This is a genomic window from Burkholderia sp. Bp9099, from assembly GCF_003857805.1.
GTDB lineage: Bacteria > Pseudomonadota > Gammaproteobacteria > Burkholderiales > Burkholderiaceae > Burkholderia.
Genome location: NZ_QTPU01000010.1, coordinates 210,550 through 233,510, shown reverse-complemented (window position 1 = coordinate 233,510; position 22,961 = coordinate 210,550). Strand labels below are relative to the sequence as shown.

Here is a 22,961-nt window from a genome sequence, read left to right as displayed (position 1 = left end):
TCATCCTCACTCAGATCACGTGCTGAAGACGTCGCAGAATCGCGTCTTCGATGCTCAATGCTGCAAGCCACGACGTGCGCGGGTTGTCAGGCAGCGGGTTGTTTTCCAGTCGAATGACGAGCCGACCAAACGGCCCGGTCGCTTCGACCTCGTGTACGTTCTTGTCAACGCCCGGATCGGCCATCATCGTGACGACCGTGTTCTCGAAACCGATGCCAGCCAGCGCGACTGCAGCTGTTACGTTCGCGTTCTTCGGGTAAAGGCGCGCCGACTCGGCTGCACTGCCCTCGAAGATCACGGTCGGTTCGGTGATGGCGGTCAGTTCGAATTGCGCTTCGGCCGGTGACCCAACCCACGCGCGCGGCGGCTTGCGACCGATGTAGCGGACCGATTGAATGCCGCTGCCGCGGGCAGCGCTGAGGGCATCGAGACCGCCGATCGCGCCTGACACCACGGTCAATTCGGACTGGCCGCTCAACTGCGCGTCGTGAAGCTTCGCGCGCAGCGACTTTGACGACAGCGCGCCGACCGACGCAACGATCGCATCGACACCGCGCTCGAGGCAGGGTGCGACGACGTGCTCGACGGCTTGGTGGCCCGCGCATTCGACGACGACCGTCGGCTTCCACGCGAGCAGCTCATCGACGGTCGAAAACAGCTCGACGTTCAGGTCACGTTTGAGCAGTGCGGCGTCACCGTGCGGATCGAAGCCCGCGACGGGAAGATTGCCGTGCGCGCCTGCACGAAGAGATGCAACGACGCGGCGCCCCATCGCCCCCATGCCGATGACGGCAATGCGTTCCGCGTGCGAATGCGAGGCAGAAACGTGATTCATGTGCGCTCCAGAAATGAACTTACGAGCATCGCGAATACATCGGGCGCGACCTGCGGAAAGAAATGTCCACCGTCGACCTTTTCCAGTTGGCTGCGAGGGATCCGGTCCGCAAGATCGGCCGAGTTGTAGAACGGGACGATGAAATCGTCCTCCGCGCCAACGACTAGGACGTCCTGCTCCAGACGCGCCAGTTCATCGGCACGCTCGTACGCGAGCAGCATGTCGATTCGGCTCGCCACGGTCTCGACATCCATCGGTATCGCGGCATCAAAGTCGGGCGACGTGTCGGCCGCGAGATGCCGGTCATACCATTGCCCGTCGTAACCGCCGATCTTCGACAGCGCCGAATACGCGGACGGCCCGACCCGTTCCAGCAGATAGCGGCGGAACGCGAACAGATCGCGAAACCGCCGGTCCGGCTTCGCCCATCCGCCGCTCAGCACTAGCCTGTCGCAGCGGCCCGGGTGATCGAGGCCGAGCGTCTGAGCGACGAGGCTGCCGGTCGAATGACCGACGATGTGAGCTGCTCCGATCGATTCACGGTCGAGCACGTTCAGCACCGCAGCGGCAATCGCCGGAATCGTCTGCGCGGCCGGCGGCGCACTGCGGCCGACACCCGGGTGATCGAAGGTGAGCACCCGGAAATGTCGCGCCAGCAGCGGCACGACGGGCTTCCAAAACGCGCCAAGCCCGCCGAGCCCCGCGATCAGCACGACCGCGCGGCCGTCGCCCTGGCTTTCGTAATGAACGGCGTTCATCGCGCTCGCCGCAGTCACTGCTTGCCCGCACCCGTCGTGAAGACGGTGCGCGCCTCGATTTCGGCCACGTTCTCCGGCCGATCGAACGGCTCGGGGGGCTGCTCGCCCGGCTGACGCGTGCGGCCGATATCGCGGAAGAACGTCTCGAGGCCGGACGGTACGAAGAACCATGCCCAGTGCAGGTCGGTATCCCCGTCGTTGATGAACGTATGCGTGCGCAGCTTGCCGAGGAATAGCGTCGTGCCGGCGCCCAGCCGATACTCTTCGCCGTCCAGGATCGCCTTGCCCGACCCCGAGATGAAGTGCAGCACTTCCTCGTTCGCGTCGTGCGAATGCTTGCGCACGACGCCGCCCGGCGGCAACGTCTGGGTGCCCGCCGAGAACTTCACGTCCATCGGCACGAGGTGCGGCGCGACATGCACCGACGCATGGCCGTTGGCCGGCTGCGGCTGCCAGTAGCTTTCCTCGCCGTCAGGCGTCACGACCATGTACTTGCCGCCTGCTCGCGCGGCCTCCTGAATTGCGTCCTTCGTTTCCTGCGTATCTGTTGCTGCCGGATGATTCATTTGTCACCTCATCTGAAAGCGGGCTTGCTGGTCAACCATGTGGTTGCCCCGGAGAAACCCTAGTAATCGATTACATTTTCCAGGCTATTTTTCTCAACGCCAGTGCCTGCCTCACCGCTGCGGCGCACATCGATCCAGCCAAACTAACCGATGAAAGCCCAAGCGCGAGCCGATAACTGCATCGTAGCGAGATTCATAACCGATGTAAAGGATTTCATTTTTTGCCGTGTTCAGCTATGATTTTGATCAAACCGAGTGGCCGAAGCAGATCCGCTGGATAGCGCGCCAAGCCAACGTTTCCGGGCTCGACACGTACCGAGAGACGAAACCCGCGCAAACCGGGTGTTACTGAAAAAGATTTCACTTTCGACTGAGGAATACATGAACGTCTTCGCTGATACCCGCCTCGAGCATGACCTGCTTGGCGACCTCCCTGTCCCGGCCGACGCCTACTACGGCATCCATACGCTGCGCGCGATCGACAACTTTCCGATCAGCGGCGTCGCGGTCGGCAGCTATGCGGCGTTGGTACAGGCGCTCGCCGAAATCAAGGGTGCTGCCGCACTCGCCAATGCCGATCTTGGCCTCCTGTCGCGAGACAAGGCCGGCTGGATCGTCGAAGCATGCCGGGAAATCCGCGAAGGAGCGCTCCACGACCAGTTCCCGATCGACGTGATTCAAGGCGGCGCCGGCACGTCGACGAACATGAACGCGAACGAAGTTATCGCAAACCGCGCGCTGGAGCTTGCCGGGCATAGCCGCGGCGAATACGCGCTCCTGCATCCCAACGAAGACGTCAACATGAGTCAGAGCACGAACGATGTGTACCCCACGGCGATCAAGCTCGCGCTGCAACGGCTAATCGTCGAGCTGGTTTCAGCGATGGCGGAACTGCGTGCCGCTTTCGATGCGAAGGCCACGGAATTCGCGACCGTACTGAAAATGGGCCGCACTCAATTACAGGATGCGGTTCCGATGACGCTCGGGCAGGAATTCGCGTCGTACGCAGTGATGCTCGCCGAGGACGAAGCGCGACTCACCGAAGCGGCGGCCCTTCTGCGGGAAATCAATCTCGGCGCCACTGCGATCGGCACCGGCATCACCGCCCACCCGGACTATGCGGCTAGCGTGTGCCGACACCTAAGCGCGATCACCGGACTCGACTTCGTGACGGCGTCGAATCTGATCGAAGCGACCCAGGACGTGGGCGCGTTCGTGCAACTGTCGGGCGTACTGAAGCGCGTCGCGGTGAAGTTGTCGAAGGTTTGCAACGATCTGCGCCTACTGTCGTCCGGCCCGCGCGCCGGGCTCGGCGAGATCAACCTGCCGCCGCGGCAGGCTGGTTCGAGCATCATGCCGGGCAAGGTCAATCCCGTGATTCCCGAAGTCGTGAACCAGATCGCCTTTGAAGTGATCGGCAACGACATCACGATCACGCTCGCGGCGGAAGGCGGACAGCTGCAGCTCAATGCATTCGAGCCGATCATCGCTCACAGCCTGTTCAAGAGTCTGGTGCATCTGAAGGCCGGCTGCGAGACGCTGACCCGACGCTGTGTCGTCGGTATTACGGCAAACCGCGACCATCTGCTCGACAGCGTGCAACGTTCGATCGGCATCGTGACTGCACTCAATCCGTACATCGGCTATGCAAACGCAACCGAAGTCGCACGCGTTGCGCTCGAATCGGGGCGCAGCGTGTCGGAGATCGTGCTCGAGCGTGGACTGCTGAGTGCGGACGAACTGGCTGCCATTCTTCGGCCGGAAGTGCTCACGGAACCTGCAGGTCAGGTTCGCATTCAACTGATCCGCTAATCGGGTGTCCAGTCGGTGACGCGACACCAGCACGTCACCTCACATTGAACGGGTCATCATCGTGCTTGATCACTTCGTGACGCTACCGACTGGCTGGTACGGCCTGCTGGCCCACGCCATTCCACCACGCTACCTCGCTCTCGCGGGGTTCGGATTGCTGGGACTGACCGCCGCCGTGGTTGGCGTCGCGGCCTATTGCTTCTTCATGCGCGGCAAATGATGCCCCGCCCGTCGCCCATTCGCCAGGAGTTCGACTTGCCAGATTCCGCAGACGCAACGCGCATCAAAGCCATCGCATTCGATTTCGACGGCGTCATCCTGGACTCCGTTCAACTGAAAGCGGATTTGTTCATAGACTGCTACGGTGGTCGCCTCGACGAAAGCCAGAAGGCCGCGATCCTTGCCTATCAGGCGCAGCATGGCGGTATTGGCCGAGCGGAGAAATTCCGGTACTTCGAACGCAATGTCTTCGGCAGAATACCCGACGAAGCGACCATAGCGCGTCTCGCGAACCAGTACAGCATGCTGCTGATGGCGCGCGTCGGCTCGTGCCCGGAACTACCGGGGGCGCGTGCGTTCCTGGAGCGTTCAAGCACACAACTGTCATTGCATCTCGTGTCCGGGACGGCCCATCACGACCTCGTCGCGATCACTGCGCAACGCCGTCTCGATCACTATTTCGATACCATTGTCGGTTCGCCGACAGCAAAGGTCGATGCATTCGCCGATATCGTGCGTTCAGGGTGCTGGCTTCCCGACCAGGTCCTCGCCATCGGCGACTCGATGACCGAGCTTCAGGCGGCCGCGCAAATCGGCATGCCGTTCGTCGGAATCGTTGCTGCGACGGAACCGAATCCGTTTCCGCGAACGATCGCGGTGTTCCAGGATCTGGAGGCATTGAACCGCGCATGGCCGGATCTCGAACGCGCGCCCGCACCTGCCGCTAACGGCTGATCCGTACGTCGCCCCGCAAGCATCCGAGATCGTCGCGAGACAAGGCTGACTGTTCACGCGGCAGGCCGAGCACTCGCCGCTTGCGGGTGCGTGACGATGCCGGCGCAACACGGAATCAAGCAAATCAGGCCGGCCAACAGCCAGAACGCGGTCGACAATCCCACTTTATCGGCGATGAAGCCGATGCCGGCCGGGCCAACAAGATTGCCCGTATAGCCGGTCATCGTGATCGCCACGACGGCGAGCGACGGCGACATCGCGCATTGGGCCCCGGCCCGGCGAAACATGGTCGGCACGACATTCGACGCACCCAGCCCGATCGCCAGAAAGCTGGCCAGCGCAATCGGAGCGAGCGGCGCAACGATTAGAACGACCATGCCCATCGTGGCGATCGATCCGCTCCAGAACATCATCGACCGGTCGCCGGCGCGGGCGGCCAACGTGTCGCCACTCAACCGACCGACCATCATCGCGATCGAGAAAAGCATGTAGCCGAGCCCGCCCTGCGTGGCGGGAACCAGCCCTTTGCCGGAAATGAACAACGCGCCCCAGCCGAGCAGTACGCCGTCGAGGAGAAATGAAACGGCCACCAGACTCGCCAGTAACACCACGATGCCGCGCGGCACCGCAAAGAGCGGACCGCCCCGTTCCCGCGGTGTTTCGATCAGGTGGGACCGTGCAATCAGGATCCCGGCGAACATCAGTGCCGAACACAGCAGCATACTCGCGAGCACGCCTGTCCGCGCGGTCAGCAGAAAGGTCGCCAACGCCGAGCCGCCACATCCACCCATGCTGTAATGAGCATGAAACCCCGCCATCAGCGGCCGCCCTTCGACGCGCTCGACCTCGACCGCGTTGATATTCATCGCGACATCCAGCGAACCGAGCGCAGCACCGAATCCGAACAGCGCAATGCCCAACGTGACGGCGTCGTGCGCAATCGCGAGAAGCGGCAGGATCACGGCCAGCGCGACGCCACCGACGACGACGATCGGCTTGCTGCCGAACCGTGTGCCTAGTGCGCCCGTCAACATCATCGCGATCACGGAGCCTGCGCCCATACATAGCAGCAACATGCCGAGTGTCGCCTCGTCGAGGGCCGCCCGCTGTTTGACGAACGGAACGAGCGATGCCCAGCACGCTGCGCCGAATCCGGCCACGAAGAATACGACGCGTGCCGCGACTCGGGCCGTCGGTCGATATGAAGTCATGCCGTGACACGCGTGAACAGATGAATCGCGTGCGCCGTCCCGACATCGACGCCAACCTTCCGGTATCGGCGTGACGACGAGATGCGATGCAAGCACACAACCATCCCGGCGTTCATGCAGGCCGTCTCCCGGCGGCAGCGCTTACGCTGTCGAAGGCCGCCTGCAGGCGGCTTGCCTCCAATCGCCCGTCCGCTACCGCTCGCACGATTGCTTCGGCAACCTCAGCGATGCGCGGCACCGCTTTGGGCGACAGCAGCAGCAAGTCCGCGCCGGCCGCCAGCGCAGCGACAGCCACGTCGCCGAGTGCGCGATCGCCCTGGGTCGCCCGGTGATCGAGGTCACAGGTCATCACCAGTCCGGCAAAACCCAGCTCTGCGCGCAGGGTCGAAATCAGTTCGCGCGAAAGCGAAGCGGCCACCGCCGGCTGCACTGCATGGAAGCGGGCCGGCCCCATCATCACCGCATCGACACCCTCTTCGATCCCTGCTTCGAACGGCGCCCAAAGCGATCTCAAATCGGCGAGCAAAAGCGGCACGGTGGCATCGCTGGTGGCCGGGTGACCCACTAGTTGGGGATGCCCCGGAAAATGCTTGAGGGTGGTCTGTAGACCGGCGCGACGAACACCGCGTACGTACGCACGGACCATCCCCGCCGCGAGAACGGGATCGTCGGCCAGCGTCCTGCCGCTCAGCCACAGGTTGCGCCCCGTCACGACATCGGCGGTCGGTGACAGCACCAGATTGATTCCGGTTTGCGCGACACCCGTGGCCATTTCATAGCAGATATCCTCCAGCTCGCGTGGCGGCATCCGTTGAGCGTCGTCCCGGCTCGGCAACGGCGGCGTCAGCCATTGCAGCCGGTGTACGGCGGCGATGTCCGCGTCGGCCGCGAGCAGCATGTGCCCCGCACGCGCTGTCGCCTGTTCGACCGTGGTGTGCCATGCATCGAGCGTTTCGCGACGCCGGCGCTCCGTATTCATCTGGCCGGACGCATATTCGTCGCCCGTCTCGCCGAACAGCAGACTCTTTCCGCCGTTGTCGAGAAATCGGCCGATGTGGTCGTCGAGTTCGAGTGTCACGAGCACCGGAAACAACACTGCATGCGCTTGGCGCGAAAGTTCGCTCATCGTTTCGTCTCACTCGCTGTCGTGGCGGCCAGCGGCCGGTGCGCGATCCAGCTCCCGTGCGAGCGCGCGCACGCGGTCGGCCGCCTGCGCCAGCCGCGACGCGTCGAGGGCGCCACGCCTGACGGCTTCGACGATGGTGCCTGCAATGCGGTCGAGCCCGGCTTCGCTCGACACGAGCAGCAGATCAGCACCGGCATCGAGCGCGGCAACGGCCGTGGCCTCGATGCTTCTGCCTCGCAAGATGCCGGGCGCATCCAGATCGTCGGAGATAATGAGGCCGTGGAACGAGAATTCGTGACGCAACATCGAAAGCGTATCGCGCGACGTACTCGATGGATGCTCGACATCAATGGCAGGCACCAGCGCGGGCCCGGCCATGACCCCCTTGACGCCGCTGGCGATCAATGCCCGAAATACGTCGAGTGTCGGCGCCAGGTCGGCGAGCTCGCCGCCCACGATTGCCTCACCGAGCGCCGGATCGATTTCCGTGACCGGATGCCCGGGAAAATGCTTGGCGGTTGCCGCAACGCCCGCCGATTGCACGCCCTGCACGAACGCGCGGGCAATGCGCAGCACATCGGCGGCATCGGCGCCGAGATGTCGCCCGTCGAGCCACGGATTCGCGCCCGTCACGACATCGGCGATCGGCGACAAGAACAGATTGACGCCCAGTTCGCGCGCCGCGGCCGCGACCGCGGCGGATCGCTCCTCGATCGTGTCGGTGCCGGCGCGCAGTGCGTCGTCGAGCGACGGAAGCGCGGGCACGAGATCATGCAGTCGTTGTATCCCGCCGAGTTCCTGATCGACGGCCACCAGCACCCCTGTCCCCGCCCGCCGCCGGGCCGATTCGACGACGTCCCTGAACTGCGTGGCGGTCTCTTCCGTTCGGCGCTGTGCGCTCATCGCGCGTCCGACGTACTCGTCGCGCGTCTCGCCCAGCAGTACCGACACGCCGCCCTGGTCGAGATAGCGGCACACATCGTCGCTGAGCGTCAGGCCCGCGAATGCCGGCAACAGAACCGCGTAAGCGTCTCGATCGTAATCGTCCACAGCAGGAGTCCCTTGTATAAGGTGAAAATTTCGCGACGACGGCCGTCGAGCTCGTACGAATCCGCGCTATACGGTCGATATGGTCGATGCGACCAGCGGTTCTCACTTGCAAGACGCTCGGCGGATTGCATGTCGGCATGCTCTCCATAGAAAAATGTCCGGGCAAGTTCGCGAAGCGCCTTTTTGCGACGCAAAGCGAAGCAGATCGAGCGTCAGTCTGCTCATCCTCGAAATGCGCGCAGCTCGGAGCCGCCTCAATCGCCTGCGGCGAGATATCCCGGCATACCCGTTGCTCCACCAGGTAGCGTCATCGTGCGTCTCGAAACGGACAATCGCGAAATTGCGTACGTCAATTTGCCTTCCGATACTCGCCGGGCGCTCATGCATACCCAAGCACGAGCGGGAACCGGCGAAGGTCGATGTCATCTGAGGAGATTGGATTGTGAAGGCAAAAACAAGATTGCGGCGTATTTCGGCACGGGCGGTCACATCGACCGTTGCGAGCTTCTCCATGGTCGGCATGGCCGGCGCACAAACGCAAACGGTCGAGGTCGTCCATCAATGGACCTCCAGCAGCGAAGCTTATGCGCTCCAGGCGCTCAAGGACGCCTTGCAGCAGAAGGGCATCGGCTGGAAAGACAGCGCGATCGCCGGCAACGACGGCGCCAATCAACAACAGGCGTTGCAGGCGCGGCTGGCTGCCGGGAGCGCTCCGGCAGCGGCGCAGGCCCAGCCGCAGTTGCTTTTTTCGTATGCCGAACAAAACGAGCTCACGAACCTCGACAGTCTCGCGAAGGCAGGCAACTGGGACAAGCTGATCGCCCCCGAGCTGATTCCTTACGTGAAGTACAAGAACGACTGGTATGGCGTTCCGGTCAACGAACACCGCGAGAACATGTTCTGGATCAATGCCAAGATCCTGCAGAAGTACGGCGGCAAAGTCCCGACCACCTGGGATGAATTCAACGCGCTGGCCGAGCGCATACAGAAGGATGGCATCATCCCGGTCGCGCTGGGCGGCGAGGACTGGCAGGAAGCGGAGATCTTCAGCGATCTCGTCATCGGCATCGGCGGCCCCGCCTTTTACAAGAAAGCGATCATCGATCACGATCCCGCGACGATCCAGGGTCCCACCATGCTCAAGGTGTTCGATCAATTGCGCAAGATTATCAGCTTCACGGATCCGAACCGTGCCGGTCGCGACTGGAACGTCGCGACGCAAATGGTCATCGACGGCAAGGCAGCGATGCAGATCCATGCTGACTGGGCCAAGGGCGAGTTCCTTCGGGCGGGAAAAAAGCCGGGCATCGACTTCGTCTGTGCGGCGACGCCGGGAAGCGGTCACGCGTTCGTATGGGTCGTGGACACATTGACTTTCTTCAAGCAGAAGAATTCCGCTGCCGCGGCTAATCAGGCGACGCTGGCCAACCTGGCCATGAGCGCCGAAGTACAGGAGAACTTCAATCTGCGAAAAGGTTCGATCCCCGCGCGACTCGATGTGCCGCAATCGAAATTCGACGACTGCGCCAAGTTGAATTTCGCCGACCGTACTGCAGCCGCCAAATCCGGCGCTGTCGTTCCGTCGTTCATCGAGAATGCCGCATTGGAGCGTGACATTCGCGCGTCATTCGTCGATGTGATCACGCAATTCGTGAATACCCCGTCGATGACTTCCGCCACTGCCGTCAAGAAGCTGGCAACGGCAGCAAAGAACAACTGACGTCGCCGGTATTGTCCCGCTCCGTCGGGGGCGGGACCTGTCTGTCCGCTGGATTTCCCTTCAATCAAACGGCCGTTACGCGATCTCTCGAGCGCATGTCGCGCCAGTGCGCGGCTCGATACGCGTGCGCGGCGCCCGCGGGCCACCGTCATCCGGTGGATCCCCAGCGAGCGAATGCGACGGGCCGTCCAACGCCATGTTGATCACCTTGCGCAGGCATCCGACCATATCGATGTCGCGGTCGGAATCAACACGCCGTGGAACGGTCCGATTCACGCGTCCAGAACCGGTGATGGGCAGCTCAGAACTTGTGGCGCAGGCCGACGATTGCGACAATCTGCGAATTCGCTCCCGAGTTGACGTCGTAAGAGCCGATCACCGCTTGAGCGCTACCCTGGCCATTGTCGCCGCTCGCATGCTGATAGCCGGCCGTCGCATAGACGTCGGTCCGTTTGCTCAACAGATAATCGACGCCGAGATTGACCTGGTGATAGGTTGCCTTCGAATGACCGCCCGAACGCGTGTAATTGTAGCCGCCGATCACCTGGAACGTCGGCGTCGCCATCCAGCTCGCGAACACGGAACCGTTCTGGAAGTGCTGCGAACCCGCGAACGTCGACGCGCCGTCCGACGTATATCGCGTGTACGAGTACGCCGCGCCTGCCGTGACGGGCCCGACGACGTACTGTGCACCGATCCGCCCGATATCGATGCCGCGGGCAGTTGCGTACGCGGAGTTGACGGCGCTGTTGAAGAAACTGTCCGCGCTCGACGTGCCACGTGCCGACGTCCTGGCGTTGCCGTTGTCCACGTGCAGGAACCCGCCCGCCACGCTGAGCGCGCCGCCGCTGTAGGCCGCCGCGGCCGACCAGCTTTGCCCCGATCCTGTCGATCCTGCCACGCCGCCGAACGCATACATGGTCTCGACCGTGACGCCGCCCCACGATGGGCTCGTCCACTTGACCGCACTATTGAAACGCGCGCTGTCGTCGTAATTATCGATATCGCCCGGCGGCGCGAACAGGCCGCTGTATGAATCGGCGGTGATCGGCTGAACCAGATCGGTCACTGGATCGTATTGCCGCCCCAACGTGACCGCTCCGAAACGCGTGCTGCCCAGCCCGACGAATGCTTGCCGGCCGAACATGCGGCCGTCATTCTGCAACTGGCCCGAGCCGAGATCGAAGCCATTCTCGAGCTGGAAACTCGCGGACAAGCCGCCGCCGAGATCTTCGGTTCCCTTGAGCCCCCATTCGTTTCCGGACAGATTACCGGCTGACATCTTCCATTGCGACGATTGTCCGCCGCTATTGTGAATGTACGCGATGCCGGTATCGACAATACCGTAAAGCGTGATCGAGCTTTGCGCATGTGCGCCGGCCGCGTAGGCGGTAATCGACAGAGAGATCGCCGAGATGACTTTTCTTTTCATTTCACTTGTCCGTCCACGAAGTACACATCGATCAGAGCGGTACTGAGGCGTCTCCCGCGTGCCGCTCCGTTTCTTTCCCATCGTCAGGAAAACCATCCTGAACGATGGGGTACGGTGGGGAGGCCGTCATGCAGCAGCTGACCGTCACCCCTCCTGCCGTTTGACGATTGCCGCGTTTCATGTCGGGCTACGCTCCAACACGCGTTGCGTCGGACGAAACCCGCTCACTGCCTCCTCACCCGCGACGCAGTATTGAAGTCCAATAAATGCCACTCAATTTCGCAAAGACACAATTTGTGTCGCACTACGACGCACTCCCACTCACTCCATGAATATGACGTCCTCACGCCCCAGAACTGCTCAAACCCGCTCGATTCGACGCAAAAAAAACGGCACTCGTTCGAGTGCCGAATCGCTGCCCAACCTTGTGGCCCGATATCAGTCCGCTTGCTTTCCGAAGCGACGGACGCGGATATCGGCTTGTTCCTTGTGCCCCGCAAAGCCCTCCATCGCACACAGTCGCGAACAGTATTCGCCGAGCATGGCCGATGCTTCATCGGTCAGCACCCGCTGATAGGTGCAGGTCTTGATGAATTTGCCGACCCACAGCCCGCCGGTATAGCGTGCGGCCTTCGTCGTCGGCAACGTATGGTTCGTGCCGATTACCTTGTCGCCGTACGACACATTGGTACGGTCGCCGAGGAACAGCGCACCGTAGTTCGTCATGTGCTCGAGGAAATAGAGCGGATCGCGCGTCATGACCTGAACGTGCTCTGATGCGATCCGATCGGCTTCTTCGACCATTTCGTCAACGGTGTCACACAGGATGATCTCGCCATAGTCGCGCCACGCGACCGACGCGATAGCCGCTGTCGGCAACACCGCGAGCTGGCGCTCGATCTCCGCCGGCAGGCCATCCGCGAGCTTGCTGGAATTTGTCAGGAACACGACTGGCGAATTCACGCCATGCTCGGCCTGACCCAGCAGGTCGGCCGCAACGATCTCGACGTCCGACGAATCGTCGGCGATGACGAGCGTCTCCGTCGGGCCCGCGATTAGGTCGATCCCGATCTTGCCGAACAACTGGCGTTTCGCTTCGGCCACATATGCATTGCCCGGGCCGACGATCATGTCGACCGGTTCGAACTGATCCGTACCAAGCGCCAATGCTGCAATCGCCTGAACGCCGCCAACGCAGTAAATCTCATCCGCGCCCGCCAGATGCATGGCCGTGACGATTGCCGGGTGCGGTTTTCCGTCGAACGGCGGCGCCACGGCCACCACACGCTTGACACCGGCAACCTTAGCCGTGAGCACGCTCATATGAGCCGAAGCCAGCAGCGGATACTTCCCGCCCGGGATATAGCAGCCGACGGAATTCACCGGAATGTTCCGGTGCCCGAGCACCACGCCCGGCAGCGTCTCGACTTCAATGTCACGCAGTGCGTCCTTCTGCGCCAATGCAAACCGGCGAACTTGCTGCTGCGCAAACTTGATGTCCTCCAGTTCGCGTTCCGACAGGGTGGCGACACACGCGCTGATTTCCGCGTCCGTCAGACGGAAGGATGCCGGATTCCATTTGTCGAATCGCATCGAGTATTCGCGCACGGCAGCGTCTCCGTTGGCGGCGACGTCCGCGATGATCTGCTCGACCGTATCGCGCACCTGCTTCGCGATCTCGAGTTGTGCCTCCATCGGCTTGCTTTTCTTAAGATGCTGGATCACAAAAATCTCCAAGAGTGTTTCCCGACCATGCAGCGCGATGCCCGCGTTGCAACGGTGCACGATCTGAACGAGTTCGATCACACGAGCAAATTTTCGCGGGCCGAATTTGCCGACACAATTTCGCATCCGCGTCGAAGCTGACGCGACATGACGCACCGCCCTGACGCAGATGCCGGCGCACGTCGCTCCCGTCGTTTCGCCGCGTCAGCACGAACACCCGAGCGCTCTGATACCTTCTTCGCCACCGCTCCGGCCGAGGGTTTTCTAGTGCTTGACATCGTCATTTTGGGCGCGCAGCATTTCGCCAACTTATACGTATAAGTTTCATTGAATAAGGAGTGTTGTCATGACTCGAGTTCTCCATCTGTACGGCGGCTGGCCGGGGCACTACCCATATGAAGTCGCGGCATGGACGCGCGGACTGTTCGACGAACTGGGCTGGGAGGTCGAAGGTTCGACCGACATCTTCACGCTCGATCGCGATCTGTCCGCCTTCGATTTGATCGTGATCGGCTGGAACAACGCTGTCACGACGGAGACGCTGACCGCGTCGCAGGAAAAGCATCTGCTGGACGCCGTCGAGAACGGCACCGGCCTCGCCGCATGGCATGGCGCCGCCGCGGCGTTTCGCGCAAGCCTTCGCTATCACATGGTGCTCGGCGGGTCTTTCATCGAGCACCCTGCTGGCGAGGGCTATCCACATCCGTACACGGTCAACGTGATTGACCACGACCATCCGGTCACGCACGGCGTCGAAGACTTCGAGGTCCGCTCGGAGCAGTACTACATGCAGGTCGATCCGAACAACCACGTGCTGGCCGAAACGACCTTCGACGGCAAGCCGTTCCCGTGGCTGGCAGGCAATCGCAGCCCGGTCGCATGGGTCAAGCAGTGGGGGCGCGGCCGCGTGTTCTACCACTCGATCGGCCATGACGTCGGCAACCTGTCCGACATCAACGTTCGCCGCCTCACGATGCAAGGCCTGCAATGGGCCTCGCGTCCGGCTGCGTAACGGATCAGTGAAGTTCCGCGCGGGCCATCGTTGCCGCGCGCGGGTGTCCTCAAATCCTAGTCAGGATAGAAAAATGGCAAAGCTTACCGGAAGTCAAATCGTCGCCCAGACGTTGAAAAACTACGGTGTCGAATACGTCGCTGGCATTCCCGGTCACGGCATCTGGACGCTGACGGACGCGTTCCTCGAGAAGAACTCGGAGATTCGCTTCATCCAGGTGTTTCACGAGCAAAGCGCGGTGCATCTAGCCGACGGTTACTACCGCGTGTCGGGCAAGCCGATGGCGGCAGTCACCTCGATCGGCGCAGGCGCAAGCAACACGGTCATCGGGATGGCAACGGCCTTCACCGATTCGACGAGCGTCATGCTCATCACCGGCGGGCCGCCCACTCACATGCGCGGTCACGGCCTGCTTCAGGAACTCGAACGCTACGTCGACAACGATTTTCCGAAGATCGCCGAGGCCGTGTCCAAGCGCCATTGGGTGGCACAGCGCGTCGAGGAGTTGCCGTTCATCATGCATCGCGCATTCAGCTCGATGCTGACCGGCCGCCCCGGACCGGTTCACGTCGAGATTCCGATGGACACGCAGGCCGAGGCCGCGGAAGTCACGCTGCATCAGCTCGAGGAGCGCGTGCCGCTCGGCAAGGTGTATCCGGATCCCGTTGCCGTCGAAAAGGCGGCCGACGTGCTTCGGCAGGCCAAGCGCCCGGTCATGGTCATCGGCGGCGGCGTCATCACCGGCGAAGCAGCTGCGGAAGTGCTTGCGCTCGCCGAAAAGTGGCAGATTCCGGTCGTCACCACCTGGAACGGCAAGAGCGGTTTCCCCGAAGACCATGCGTTGTTCGCGGGCAGTGTCGGCCAAACCGGCACGATGTGCGGCAACAAGGTCTCGTCGAGCGCGGACGTGATCATTGCGGTCGGCTGCCGTTTCACCGACTGGTCGTCGTCGAGCTACGCGAAAGGCGTCACGTTCTCGATTCCGCCCGGCAAGCTGATTCACATCGACATCGATCCGCACGAGATCGGCAAGAACTATCCGGTCGCCGTCGGCATCGTGGCCGACGCCAAGTACGCACTCGCCCACATCGTCGAGGCGCTCGAAGGCGATTCGGCCGACCGTGGCGCATATCTGTCCGAGGTCGCTGCACACAAGGCGGAATGGGAAGCCAAGCTCGCCACGCGCCGCGATTCCGACCGCTTCCCGTTCACGTCGCAACGGCCGCTCGGCGCGCTGCGCAAGATCTTCCCGCGCGACACCATCGTGGTGGTCGGCTCGGGCAATACCCAGGGCGCGGTCAAACAGACCTTCCCGGTCTACACGCCGCGTACACACCTGACTTCCGGCGGTTTTTCGTCGATGGGCTGGGCGGTTCCCGCAGCCATCGGGGCGAAGCTCGCGAAGCCCGAGAGCCCTGTGGTATGCATTCTCGGTGACGGCGACTTCCTGATGACGTCGCAGGAAATCGCGATTTGCGTCACCAACAACCTGCCGGTGATCTTCATCGTCCAGAACAATGCCGGGTATATGTCGATTCGCGGCGGCCAGCGCAAGCAGACGAGCCGCCATATCGGTACCGAGTTCAACTATCCGGACGGACGCCCGTACTCGCCCGACTTCGAGGCAGTCGGCAAGGCGTTCGGTCTCAAGTCGTGGCGCGTCAACAGCAATGACGAACTCGAGCCGATTCTCCAGCAGGCGCTTGAAAGCAACGAGCCGTGCCTGATCGAGATTCCGACGGATCGCGACGCGGCCGGCCCGTGGGTGCCGGGCTGGTGGGATTTCCCGATTCCGGCCTATATCGACGACGAGCGACAGGAAGAATACGCACAATTCCGCAACTCAGAGCAACATCTGTAAGGTAGTCAGCGCATGAGCGATGCAACGCTTGTTCATCGTCCGGCGTCCGATCTGTCCAGCTTCGCGCCGGTTCTCCGGCGCGAAGTCCCGACGGTCGTGCCCGGTAGCGATGGAATCATTACCTGCGACGTGGTCATCGTGGGATCCGGCATGGGCGGCTCGAGTTTCGCGCAGGGCATCTCGGGTCACGGCCTCGACGTGCTCATCGTCGAGCGTGGCGATTTCCTGCCTCGTGAAATCCAGAACTGGCAGGCCGAGGCCGTATTTCGCGAAGGACGCTACCGCAACGCGGAGTCGTGGGTCGACGACGCTGGCAAGCCGTTTTCACCCGGGGTCTTCTACTACGTCGGCGGCAACACGAAGGTCTTCGGTGCCATGCTTCCACGGTTCAGGGAAGCTGATTTCGGCGCGATTCAGCACGCCGAAGGAATCTCGCCCGCGTGGCCGATCACTTACGCCGACATGGAGCCATACTACGCGGCCGCGGAGCGGCTTTACAACGTCCATGGCGCGAGCGGCCAGGATCCGACCGAACCGTGGCGCTCCGGCGACTATCCGTTTCCCGCGCTGGAACACGACCCTGCGTTGCGGCCACTCGATGCGGCCATGCGTGCGCAAGGCCTTCGTCCGTTCGTGATGCCGGCGGCCGTCAACTACGGCCGCGAACGGCCGTGCGTGCTCTGCTCGACCTGCGACGGCTATCCATGCCTCGTCGATGCGAAGGGCGATGCGGAAGTGTCCGTGCTGAGGCCGCTCGTCGGCGGCGGCGGCGCACGGCTGATGGTGCGCACCCGTATCGATCGTCTCGTCATGTCGGCCGACGGCACGCGCATCGAGGAGGCAGTCGGCGTTCGCGACGGGCAACCGGTTCGCATCCGCGCCAAGCGATTCGTCCTTGCGTGCGGCGCAGTGAACTCGGCGGCTCTTCTGCTGCAATCGGCCGATCGCACGCATCCGGCCGGCATCGGCAACCGTTCGGGCATGCTCGGCCGAAACTACATGGTTCACAACAGCACGTTCATGCTCGCCGTCGATCCGCGTCGAGCCAACGACGTGCTCTTCCAGAAAACGCTCGCGGTCAACGACTGGTATTTGCGTACCCCGCAGAACGCGTTCCCGCTCGGTAACGTGCAGATGCTCGGCAAGATCCGCGAACCGATGGTGACGGGCATGTATCCCTGGCTGCCAAAGGCCATTTCGCGCTACATGACCAACCATAGCGTCGATCTGTACCTGACCAGCGAGGATCTTCCCGATCCGGAGAACCGCATCACCGTCGACCCGCAGTCGGGTCGCATCCGCATCAGGTGGCGCGCCAACAATCTGCGTGCACACCGGGCGCTAGTGAAGAAGACGGTCGCGATGATGCGGCGGGCCGGGTATCCGTTCGTGTTGACGAAGCGCATGGGAATCGCGACCAACTCGCATCAATGCGGCACGGCCGTGATGGGCAACGACCCGCGGACGAGCGTGCTCGACACAAACTGCAAGCTTCACGACGTGGAGAACGCCTGGATCGTCGACAGTTCATGGTTCCCGTCCTCCGCGGCGGTCAACCCGGCACTTACGATCGCCGCGAACGCGCTTCGCGTGGCCAAGCAGTTCGTTGGTCACTGAAGCGAAGCTCGCCCAGACGTCGCGATACGCCGGCCGCGCTTATCTTGCTGCGGCCGGCGCCTTCGTCGTCGATCGCACCACCAGGTCCGTCGGCAGGAGCACCCTGGGCACTCTCGGCTTGCGCGAGGCAGTGCCACTGAGGAGTTCGCTGAGTAGTTGCGCGGCCTGGCGACCTTTCTCGATCAGCGGCTGATGGATGGTCGTGAGCCCTGCACCGGCTGCCTCTGGTATATCGTCGAAACCGATCACAGAGAGCCGATCGGGCACCGCCACGCCACGTTCACGCGCCGCCTGCACGAGCGCGAGTGCCATCACGTCCGACGTCGCCACCACTGCCGTGAGGCTCGTATGCTGCAGGATCTGTGTTGCCGCCCAGATGCCCGATGCACGATCGAATCCACCAGCCTCGACAATCAACAGGTCGTCAAAGTCGAGCCCCACTGCTTCGGCCGCGTGCAGATAGCCATCTATGCGGGCCCGCACAACGTGTTCCGTGGCTTCCTGGAAGCGCTGCCTGGTGACGATGCCCTTGATGCCGTCCGGACGCAACCGGTCAGCCACGATGCCGATCTTCCGGTGACCGAGCTCGATCAGGTGCCGCATCTGAACGATGGCGGATTGCAGATCGTCGATCCCGACGAACGGCACTTTGTCGATAATCGGCGCGTCCACGATCACAACCGGGATGCCCTGCCGGCGCGCGACCTCAATGACCGGATAGCGGTCCGGCAGCGAGTATGCGATCAGGCCGTCGACGAACCCACGTACCGCGAGGCTGCCGTTCTCGACGTCGCCGGCATGATTCGCCAAATCCTTCTGTAGCGGGAAAAGCGCGAGCGCAACGTTCGCGAGTTCGCTGATTTCACCGATTCCTCGCAGCAGACAGGTTGTCGCCGGATCGGCGAATGCGTAAGGCAACTCGTCCATGATCATCAGGCCGACGGCACCGACCCGCCCGGAGCGCAGGCTGCGCCCCCGTACGTTGGGCCCGGGATAGCCGAGTTTTTTCGCCACGGCGAAAATATGCTCGCGCTGCGCCTCGGATATTTCCGACGGCTTGTTGTACGCATAGGAGACCGCCGGCTGAGAGACGCCGGCGGCCAATGCGACGTCCTTCATTGATACGGCACGCTTCATCGATGGGAAGGCATCAGCCTGTGGACTGGCAATGCCGCATTTTACAGGGATACACGCCAGATCCTTCACGCATTCGATCCGGCCAGCAATGCAATCACGCTCGCATGAAGCGCTCCGCTCGACGCCGCGACGACGTCGCCGGCCGAGCGCTCGCTCAAACGTTGTCCGCACCAGTCCGTCATCCGGCCGCCGGCCGCTTCGACGATCGGGACGATCGGCAGGAAATCGTGGGGGGCGAGTCCCGATTCGACGACGAGGTCGCACCGCCCGGTGGCCAGTGCCGCGTAATTGAAGCAATCGCCGCCATATCGATGAACGGCGACACGCGCGACGAGCCGGGCGTACGCCGACTGCTCGCCGGGCGTTAACTTGTCCGGCGTCGTCGTGCACATGCGCGCCGCCGACAGTGGCACAGCCGTGCCGGCAGCGGGCTCGACGTGCGTCGCGGCATCGGTGCTGCTTGCGATCAGCCGCCGTCCGAGAGCCGGCATGTCGATCGCGCCGAGCCATGGCACACCGTCGCATAGTACGCCGATGAGCGTTCCCCATAATGGACTGCCTGTCACGAAGGCTCGCGTCCCGTCAAGCGGATCGATTACCCATCTCCGGTTCGTTGCCCCGCCCGCTCGTCCCTCGATCACGCCGAATTCTTCGCCGACGATGGAATCCAGCGGGTGCCGCGCCTGAATGTGGGTGCGTAGTGCCAGCTCGATACGCCTGTCGAGTTCGGTGACGGGCGACGCATCGCGCTTTCGCGTAATGGTGAGCGTGTCGTGCGCCACGGCACCGCACAGCGTGCGAGCCAGGTCGCAGAGATCTATCACCGTGTCCCGATAGTATTGTTCGTCGATACTCGACATCGGTCCCGCCATCGAATGTTCCTCATTCCGCTCAACGTTCATCGTCCCGAGACAGGCCGGCCGGCACACCACGATACCGACCGGCATATCAGTTCATACGACGCGTTGTTCGGTCGCCGGGTCGAAAATGAGTGCCTTGTCCGCATTGACGACGAGCTGCATCAAGTCCCCCGCGCGCCCGACACCCGGCGCGAAGCGGGCCATGATCGATTCTCCGGCGACCGACAACAGCACGAAGTTGTCGGCGCCCGTCGGCTCTACCACGTCGACCGTCGCCTGGAAGCTTGCGGAACCGACGCCTGGCGCGAGCCATTCCGGGCGAACGCCCAGTACGACTTCCCGATCGAGGTAGCATCGTTGCGCGTCGCTGAGCGAGCCCAGCGCGATCTCAAGCGTGCGCCCACTGCCGTCGCCACCGATGAAAACGGCGTGGGCGTCGCCGCCGCGCAGCACGCCCTTCAGGCAGTTCATCGCAGGCGACCCGATGAAGCGCGCGACGAACAGGTTCGCCGGGCGATCATAAACGTCTTCCGGCGTGCCGATCTGTTGCACCTCGCCGCCCCGCATGACCACGATCTTCGTTGCCAGCGTCATCGCTTCGATCTGGTCATGCGTCACATAGACCGTCGTCGTGCCGACACGCTGGTGCAGCTTCTTGATTTCCGCGCGCATTTCCGTGCGCAGTTTCGCGTCGAGATTCGACAACGGCTCGTCGAACAGGAAGATCTTGGGTTCCCGCACCATCGCGCGACCCATTGCGACGCGCTGGCGCTGCCCGCCCGACAGCTGACTGGGCTTGCGATCGAGCAACTGATCGAGTTGCAGGATCGCCGCGACCCGCTTGACCGCCTCCTCCTGCTCGGACCGTGATGCCCCCCGCACGCGCATCCCGAATGTCAGGTTCTTGCGCACCGTCATCGTCGGGTAAAGCGCATACGACTGAAACACCATCGCGATATCGCGCTTCGCCGATTCGACGTCGTTGACGACCGAGCCGTCGATGACGATCTCACCGTCGTTGACCGGTTCGAGACCCGCGATCGCGTTCAGCAATGTCGACTTCCCGCAACCGGACGGGCCGAGCAGCACGAGGAACTCGCCGTCGTCGGCATCGATATTGATTTCCTTGAGGCATGCAACGCTGCCGTAGTTTTTGCGGACATCGCGAATATGGAGAGAAGCCATGATTACCCCTTGACCGCGCCGGCCATCAAGCCGCGCACGAAATACTTGCCCGCCAGGAAATAAATGACGAGGGTTGGAAGAGCGGCCAGCAACGCACCGGCCATATGGACGTTGTACGGACGTTCGCCTGCGCTCGCGCTTACCATGTTATTCAGCGCAACCATGATGGGCGTGTTCTGACCGCTCGTGAACGACACGCCGAAGAGGAAGTCATTCCAGATCGACGTGAACTGCCAGATCACGGTGACGACGATCATCGGTACCGACAGCGGCAGGATGATGTATGCAAAAGTCGTCCAGAAACCCGCTCCGTCGACCCGCGCCGCCTTCACGAGGTCCTGTGGCACCGTCATGAAGTAGTTGCGAAAGAACATCGTCGTGAATGGCAGGCCGTAGACCGTATGAACGAGCACGAGACCCGCGAGACTCCCTGACAAGCCGAGTACGCCCAGCGTCTTCGCAAGCGGTATCAACACGGATTGATATGGCGTGAAGGTGCCGAACAGGATCACCGCGTAGACGAACTTCGATCCTCTGAAATTGAATTTCGTCAACGCGTAGCCGTTCAATGCGCCAAGAAGCGTGGACAACACGACGGCAGGCACGACGATCAGCACGGTTCGCACGTAGAACCCGTGCAGCCCCACGCAGTCGATGCCGACGCACGCGTTTTGCCATGCATCGATCCACGGCTGGACCGTGGGCGCGAGCGGAAAGGACAGAATCGACGTCGAACGGATCTCCGCCATGTCCTTGAACGAAGCGAAGACCATCACGAGCAGCGGCATCACGAAGAAGGCCGCGCTGCCGGCGAGGACCGCATAGAGCACCGTACGCGCGGCATAATGCATCGCCGTGCTCGACGGGCGTGACATGCGACGCGCATGCCGGGCCGCGTCAGAGACTGTCGTTGTGTTCACGCTTGAACTCCGAGTAGAGATACGGGACGGTAAGGACGATCACGACGAGCAGAATCATGACGGAGCTGGCGGCGCCCTGTGCGAGCTGGCCGCGACTGAACGTCAGGTTGTACATGAACGTCGTCGGCAGGTCGCTCGAGAAACCCGGCCCGCCGTTCGTCAGCGCAACGACAAGGTCGAAAGACCGCACCGCCTGGTAGATCAGAATCACTACGACGCTGAACACGGACGCGCGCAGCATCGGGATGATGATGGTCAGATAGATGCGCAAGGTGCCGGCGCCCTCCATGCGTGCCGCCTTGATGATTTCGCCGTCGATCCCACGCAGGCCCGCCAGGAAGATCGCCATCACGAAGCCCGCGGTTTGCCAGACGGCGGCGACGACAAGCGTATAAATCGCCATCTGCGGGTCGATCAGCCAGTTGACATGGACGCCGGTAATGCCAAGATCCTGCAGCAGCTTTTCCAGTCCGAGGCCAGGATTCAGGATCCACTTCCAAGCCGTGCCGGTGACGATCAACGACACCGCCATCGGATACAGATAGATCATCCGGAACGCCCCCTCGCCCCGTACTTTCTGGTCGAGGAAAATCGCGAGCAGCAACCCCATCACGAGCGAGATCAGCATGAATGCAATCGAGAACAAACCGAGGTTCGTTACCGCGACATTCCATCGATCCGAATCCCATAGCCGCGCATACTGCGCAAGACCGACGAAGTCGTAATTCGGCGCGAACTTCGAATTGGTAAACGAGATGACGATCGACCAGCCGATGAACACATAGACGGCAATCAAAAGTACGACGATACTCGGCGCCAGCGTAAGTGCCGCGGGGCTCGCGCGCAGCCGGCGTCGTCGCTGCCCGACCGCTCCGGCATGGATGCCGCCTCCTTGGGAAAAAGACATCTCGAATCTCCGTGTGGTTTCTGCTTTCATGCGCTCCCCCTCTCCTGATACGGTCACGCGATGCTTGCGGCATCACCGCGGCGCGTCATGCCCCGATGGTGCCGCTCGTTCCGTGCATGACCGTGTCGGGATCATGCGATCGGTGGCTGGAGTATTTGCCGCTAAAAACACGTGCTCAATTTCGCGGAGCACTCAAAAGAGACGCACAGTGACGCACAAAACGCAGTACACTCAATCATGCGTGAATGCAGTGCGACGGCCCATGCTTCGGAT

Annotated in this window: 20 protein-coding genes; 7 read left to right on the top strand and 13 right to left on the bottom strand. The window is 62.4% G+C overall.

Annotated features, from left to right (window positions below; translation table 11 throughout):
• Positions 1-10 precede the first annotated feature (10 nt).
• Genes DIE17_RS13955 through DIE17_RS13945 form a run of 3 tightly spaced genes read right to left on the bottom strand, consistent with a single transcriptional unit; the run spans position 11 to position 2,159 of the window.
• Complete coding sequence (locus tag DIE17_RS13955; RefSeq protein WP_124921026.1) at positions 11-835, bottom strand: aspartate dehydrogenase; 825 nt, start codon at positions 833-835, stop codon at positions 11-13.
• Positions 832-1,548, bottom strand: a complete 717-nt coding sequence (locus tag DIE17_RS13950) for an alpha/beta fold hydrolase (protein WP_260439236.1) — start codon at positions 1,546-1,548, stop codon at positions 832-834. Before DIE17_RS13950 ends, DIE17_RS13955 begins: the two co-directional genes overlap by 4 nt.
• Before the next feature lie 59 nt (positions 1,549-1,607).
• A complete protein-coding gene (locus DIE17_RS13945) occupies positions 1,608-2,159 on the bottom strand; it encodes a cupin domain-containing protein (RefSeq protein WP_081069970.1) in 552 nt (183 codons plus the stop codon).
• A 381-nt stretch (positions 2,160-2,540) separates the two neighbouring features.
• Between DIE17_RS13945 and aspA the strand changes: the two genes are divergently transcribed.
• The 3 genes from aspA (at position 2,541) to DIE17_RS13935 (ending at position 4,925) form a co-directional block, all read left to right on the top strand.
• Positions 2,541-3,971 (top strand): aspartate ammonia-lyase, encoded by a 1,431-nt coding sequence (aspA, locus tag DIE17_RS13940; protein WP_124921024.1) that lies wholly within the window; start codon positions 2,541-2,543, stop codon positions 3,969-3,971.
• 61 nt (positions 3,972-4,032) lie between these two features.
• Entirely contained in the window at positions 4,033-4,191 is a 159-nt protein-coding gene (locus tag DIE17_RS37415) for a hypothetical protein (protein WP_185735372.1), read from the top strand.
• Positions 4,192-4,226: 35 nt separating this feature from the next.
• Positions 4,227-4,925 carry an HAD family hydrolase gene (locus tag DIE17_RS13935; protein WP_260439235.1) on the top strand — a complete coding sequence of 233 codons (699 nt, stop codon included), beginning with the start codon at positions 4,227-4,229 and terminating at the stop codon, positions 4,923-4,925.
• 53 nt (positions 4,926-4,978) lie between these two features.
• Here the strand turns inward: DIE17_RS13935 and DIE17_RS13930 are convergent, their stop codons facing one another.
• From DIE17_RS13930 to DIE17_RS13920, 3 genes are all read right to left on the bottom strand, one after another.
• Positions 4,979-6,136, bottom strand: coding sequence for an MFS transporter (locus DIE17_RS13930; RefSeq protein WP_124921023.1), 1,158 nt, complete (start codon positions 6,134-6,136; stop codon positions 4,979-4,981).
• 112 nt (positions 6,137-6,248) lie between these two features.
• A complete protein-coding gene (locus DIE17_RS13925; protein WP_124921022.1) occupies positions 6,249-7,262 on the bottom strand; it encodes a glycoside hydrolase family 3 N-terminal domain-containing protein in 1,014 nt (337 codons plus the stop codon).
• Positions 7,263-7,271: 9 nt separating this feature from the next.
• Entirely contained in the window at positions 7,272-8,312 is a 1,041-nt protein-coding gene (locus tag DIE17_RS13920) for a glycoside hydrolase family 3 N-terminal domain-containing protein (protein ID WP_124921021.1), read from the bottom strand.
• A 442-nt stretch (positions 8,313-8,754) separates the two neighbouring features.
• Here DIE17_RS13920 and DIE17_RS13915 point away from each other — a divergent pair, with 442 nt between their 5' ends.
• Positions 8,755-10,032, top strand: a complete 1,278-nt coding sequence (locus tag DIE17_RS13915; RefSeq protein WP_124921020.1) for an ABC transporter substrate-binding protein — start codon at positions 8,755-8,757, stop codon at positions 10,030-10,032.
• A 301-nt stretch (positions 10,033-10,333) separates the two neighbouring features.
• Here DIE17_RS13915 and DIE17_RS13910 read toward each other — a convergent pair whose 3' ends face one another.
• Together DIE17_RS13910 and hisD are read right to left on the bottom strand one after the other, a co-directional pair.
• Positions 10,334-11,464: a porin gene (locus DIE17_RS13910; protein WP_124921051.1), complete on the bottom strand. Its 1,131-nt coding sequence runs from the start codon at positions 11,462-11,464 to the stop codon at positions 10,334-10,336.
• 438 nt (positions 11,465-11,902) lie between these two features.
• Positions 11,903-13,189 carry a histidinol dehydrogenase gene (hisD, locus tag DIE17_RS13905; RefSeq protein WP_124921050.1) on the bottom strand — a complete coding sequence of 429 codons (1,287 nt, stop codon included), beginning with the start codon at positions 13,187-13,189 and terminating at the stop codon, positions 11,903-11,905.
• 346 nt (positions 13,190-13,535) lie between these two features.
• On the opposite strand from hisD, the gene DIE17_RS13900 reads away from it, so the two are divergent.
• The 3 genes from DIE17_RS13900 (at position 13,536) to DIE17_RS13890 (ending at position 17,679) form a co-directional block, all read left to right on the top strand.
• Entirely contained in the window at positions 13,536-14,201 is a 666-nt protein-coding gene (locus tag DIE17_RS13900) for a ThuA domain-containing protein (RefSeq protein WP_124921019.1), read from the top strand.
• A gap of 73 nt (positions 14,202-14,274) precedes the next feature.
• Positions 14,275-16,062, top strand: a complete 1,788-nt coding sequence (locus DIE17_RS13895; RefSeq protein WP_124921049.1) for a thiamine pyrophosphate-binding protein — start codon at positions 14,275-14,277, stop codon at positions 16,060-16,062.
• A gap of 12 nt (positions 16,063-16,074) precedes the next feature.
• Positions 16,075-17,679 carry a GMC oxidoreductase gene (locus DIE17_RS13890; RefSeq protein ID WP_124921018.1) on the top strand — a complete coding sequence of 535 codons (1,605 nt, stop codon included), beginning with the start codon at positions 16,075-16,077 and terminating at the stop codon, positions 17,677-17,679.
• Positions 17,680-17,718: 39 nt separating this feature from the next.
• Here the strand turns inward: DIE17_RS13890 and DIE17_RS13885 are convergent, their stop codons facing one another.
• From DIE17_RS13885 to DIE17_RS13865, 5 genes are read right to left on the bottom strand one after another with little or no spacing between them, the layout of a single operon-like run.
• The gene (locus tag DIE17_RS13885) at positions 17,719-18,885 is read right to left on the bottom strand and encodes a LacI family DNA-binding transcriptional regulator (RefSeq protein WP_124921017.1); all 1,167 of its coding nucleotides are present in this window, start codon (positions 18,883-18,885) and stop codon (positions 17,719-17,721) included.
• Positions 18,882-19,763: an inositol monophosphatase family protein gene (locus DIE17_RS13880; RefSeq protein WP_260439234.1), complete on the bottom strand. Its 882-nt coding sequence runs from the start codon at positions 19,761-19,763 to the stop codon at positions 18,882-18,884. The genes DIE17_RS13885 and DIE17_RS13880 overlap by 4 nt, the downstream gene beginning before the upstream one ends.
• A gap of 6 nt (positions 19,764-19,769) precedes the next feature.
• Positions 19,770-20,861 carry an ABC transporter ATP-binding protein gene (locus DIE17_RS13875; protein WP_124921016.1) on the bottom strand — a complete coding sequence of 364 codons (1,092 nt, stop codon included), beginning with the start codon at positions 20,859-20,861 and terminating at the stop codon, positions 19,770-19,772.
• A 2-nt stretch (positions 20,862-20,863) separates the two neighbouring features.
• Positions 20,864-21,712 carry a carbohydrate ABC transporter permease gene (locus tag DIE17_RS13870; protein WP_260439233.1) on the bottom strand — a complete coding sequence of 283 codons (849 nt, stop codon included), beginning with the start codon at positions 21,710-21,712 and terminating at the stop codon, positions 20,864-20,866.
• Between the two features lie 46 nt (positions 21,713-21,758).
• Positions 21,759-22,718, bottom strand: a complete 960-nt coding sequence (locus DIE17_RS13865) for a carbohydrate ABC transporter permease (RefSeq protein WP_124921014.1) — start codon at positions 22,716-22,718, stop codon at positions 21,759-21,761.
• Between the last annotated feature and the right edge of the window lie 243 nt (positions 22,719-22,961).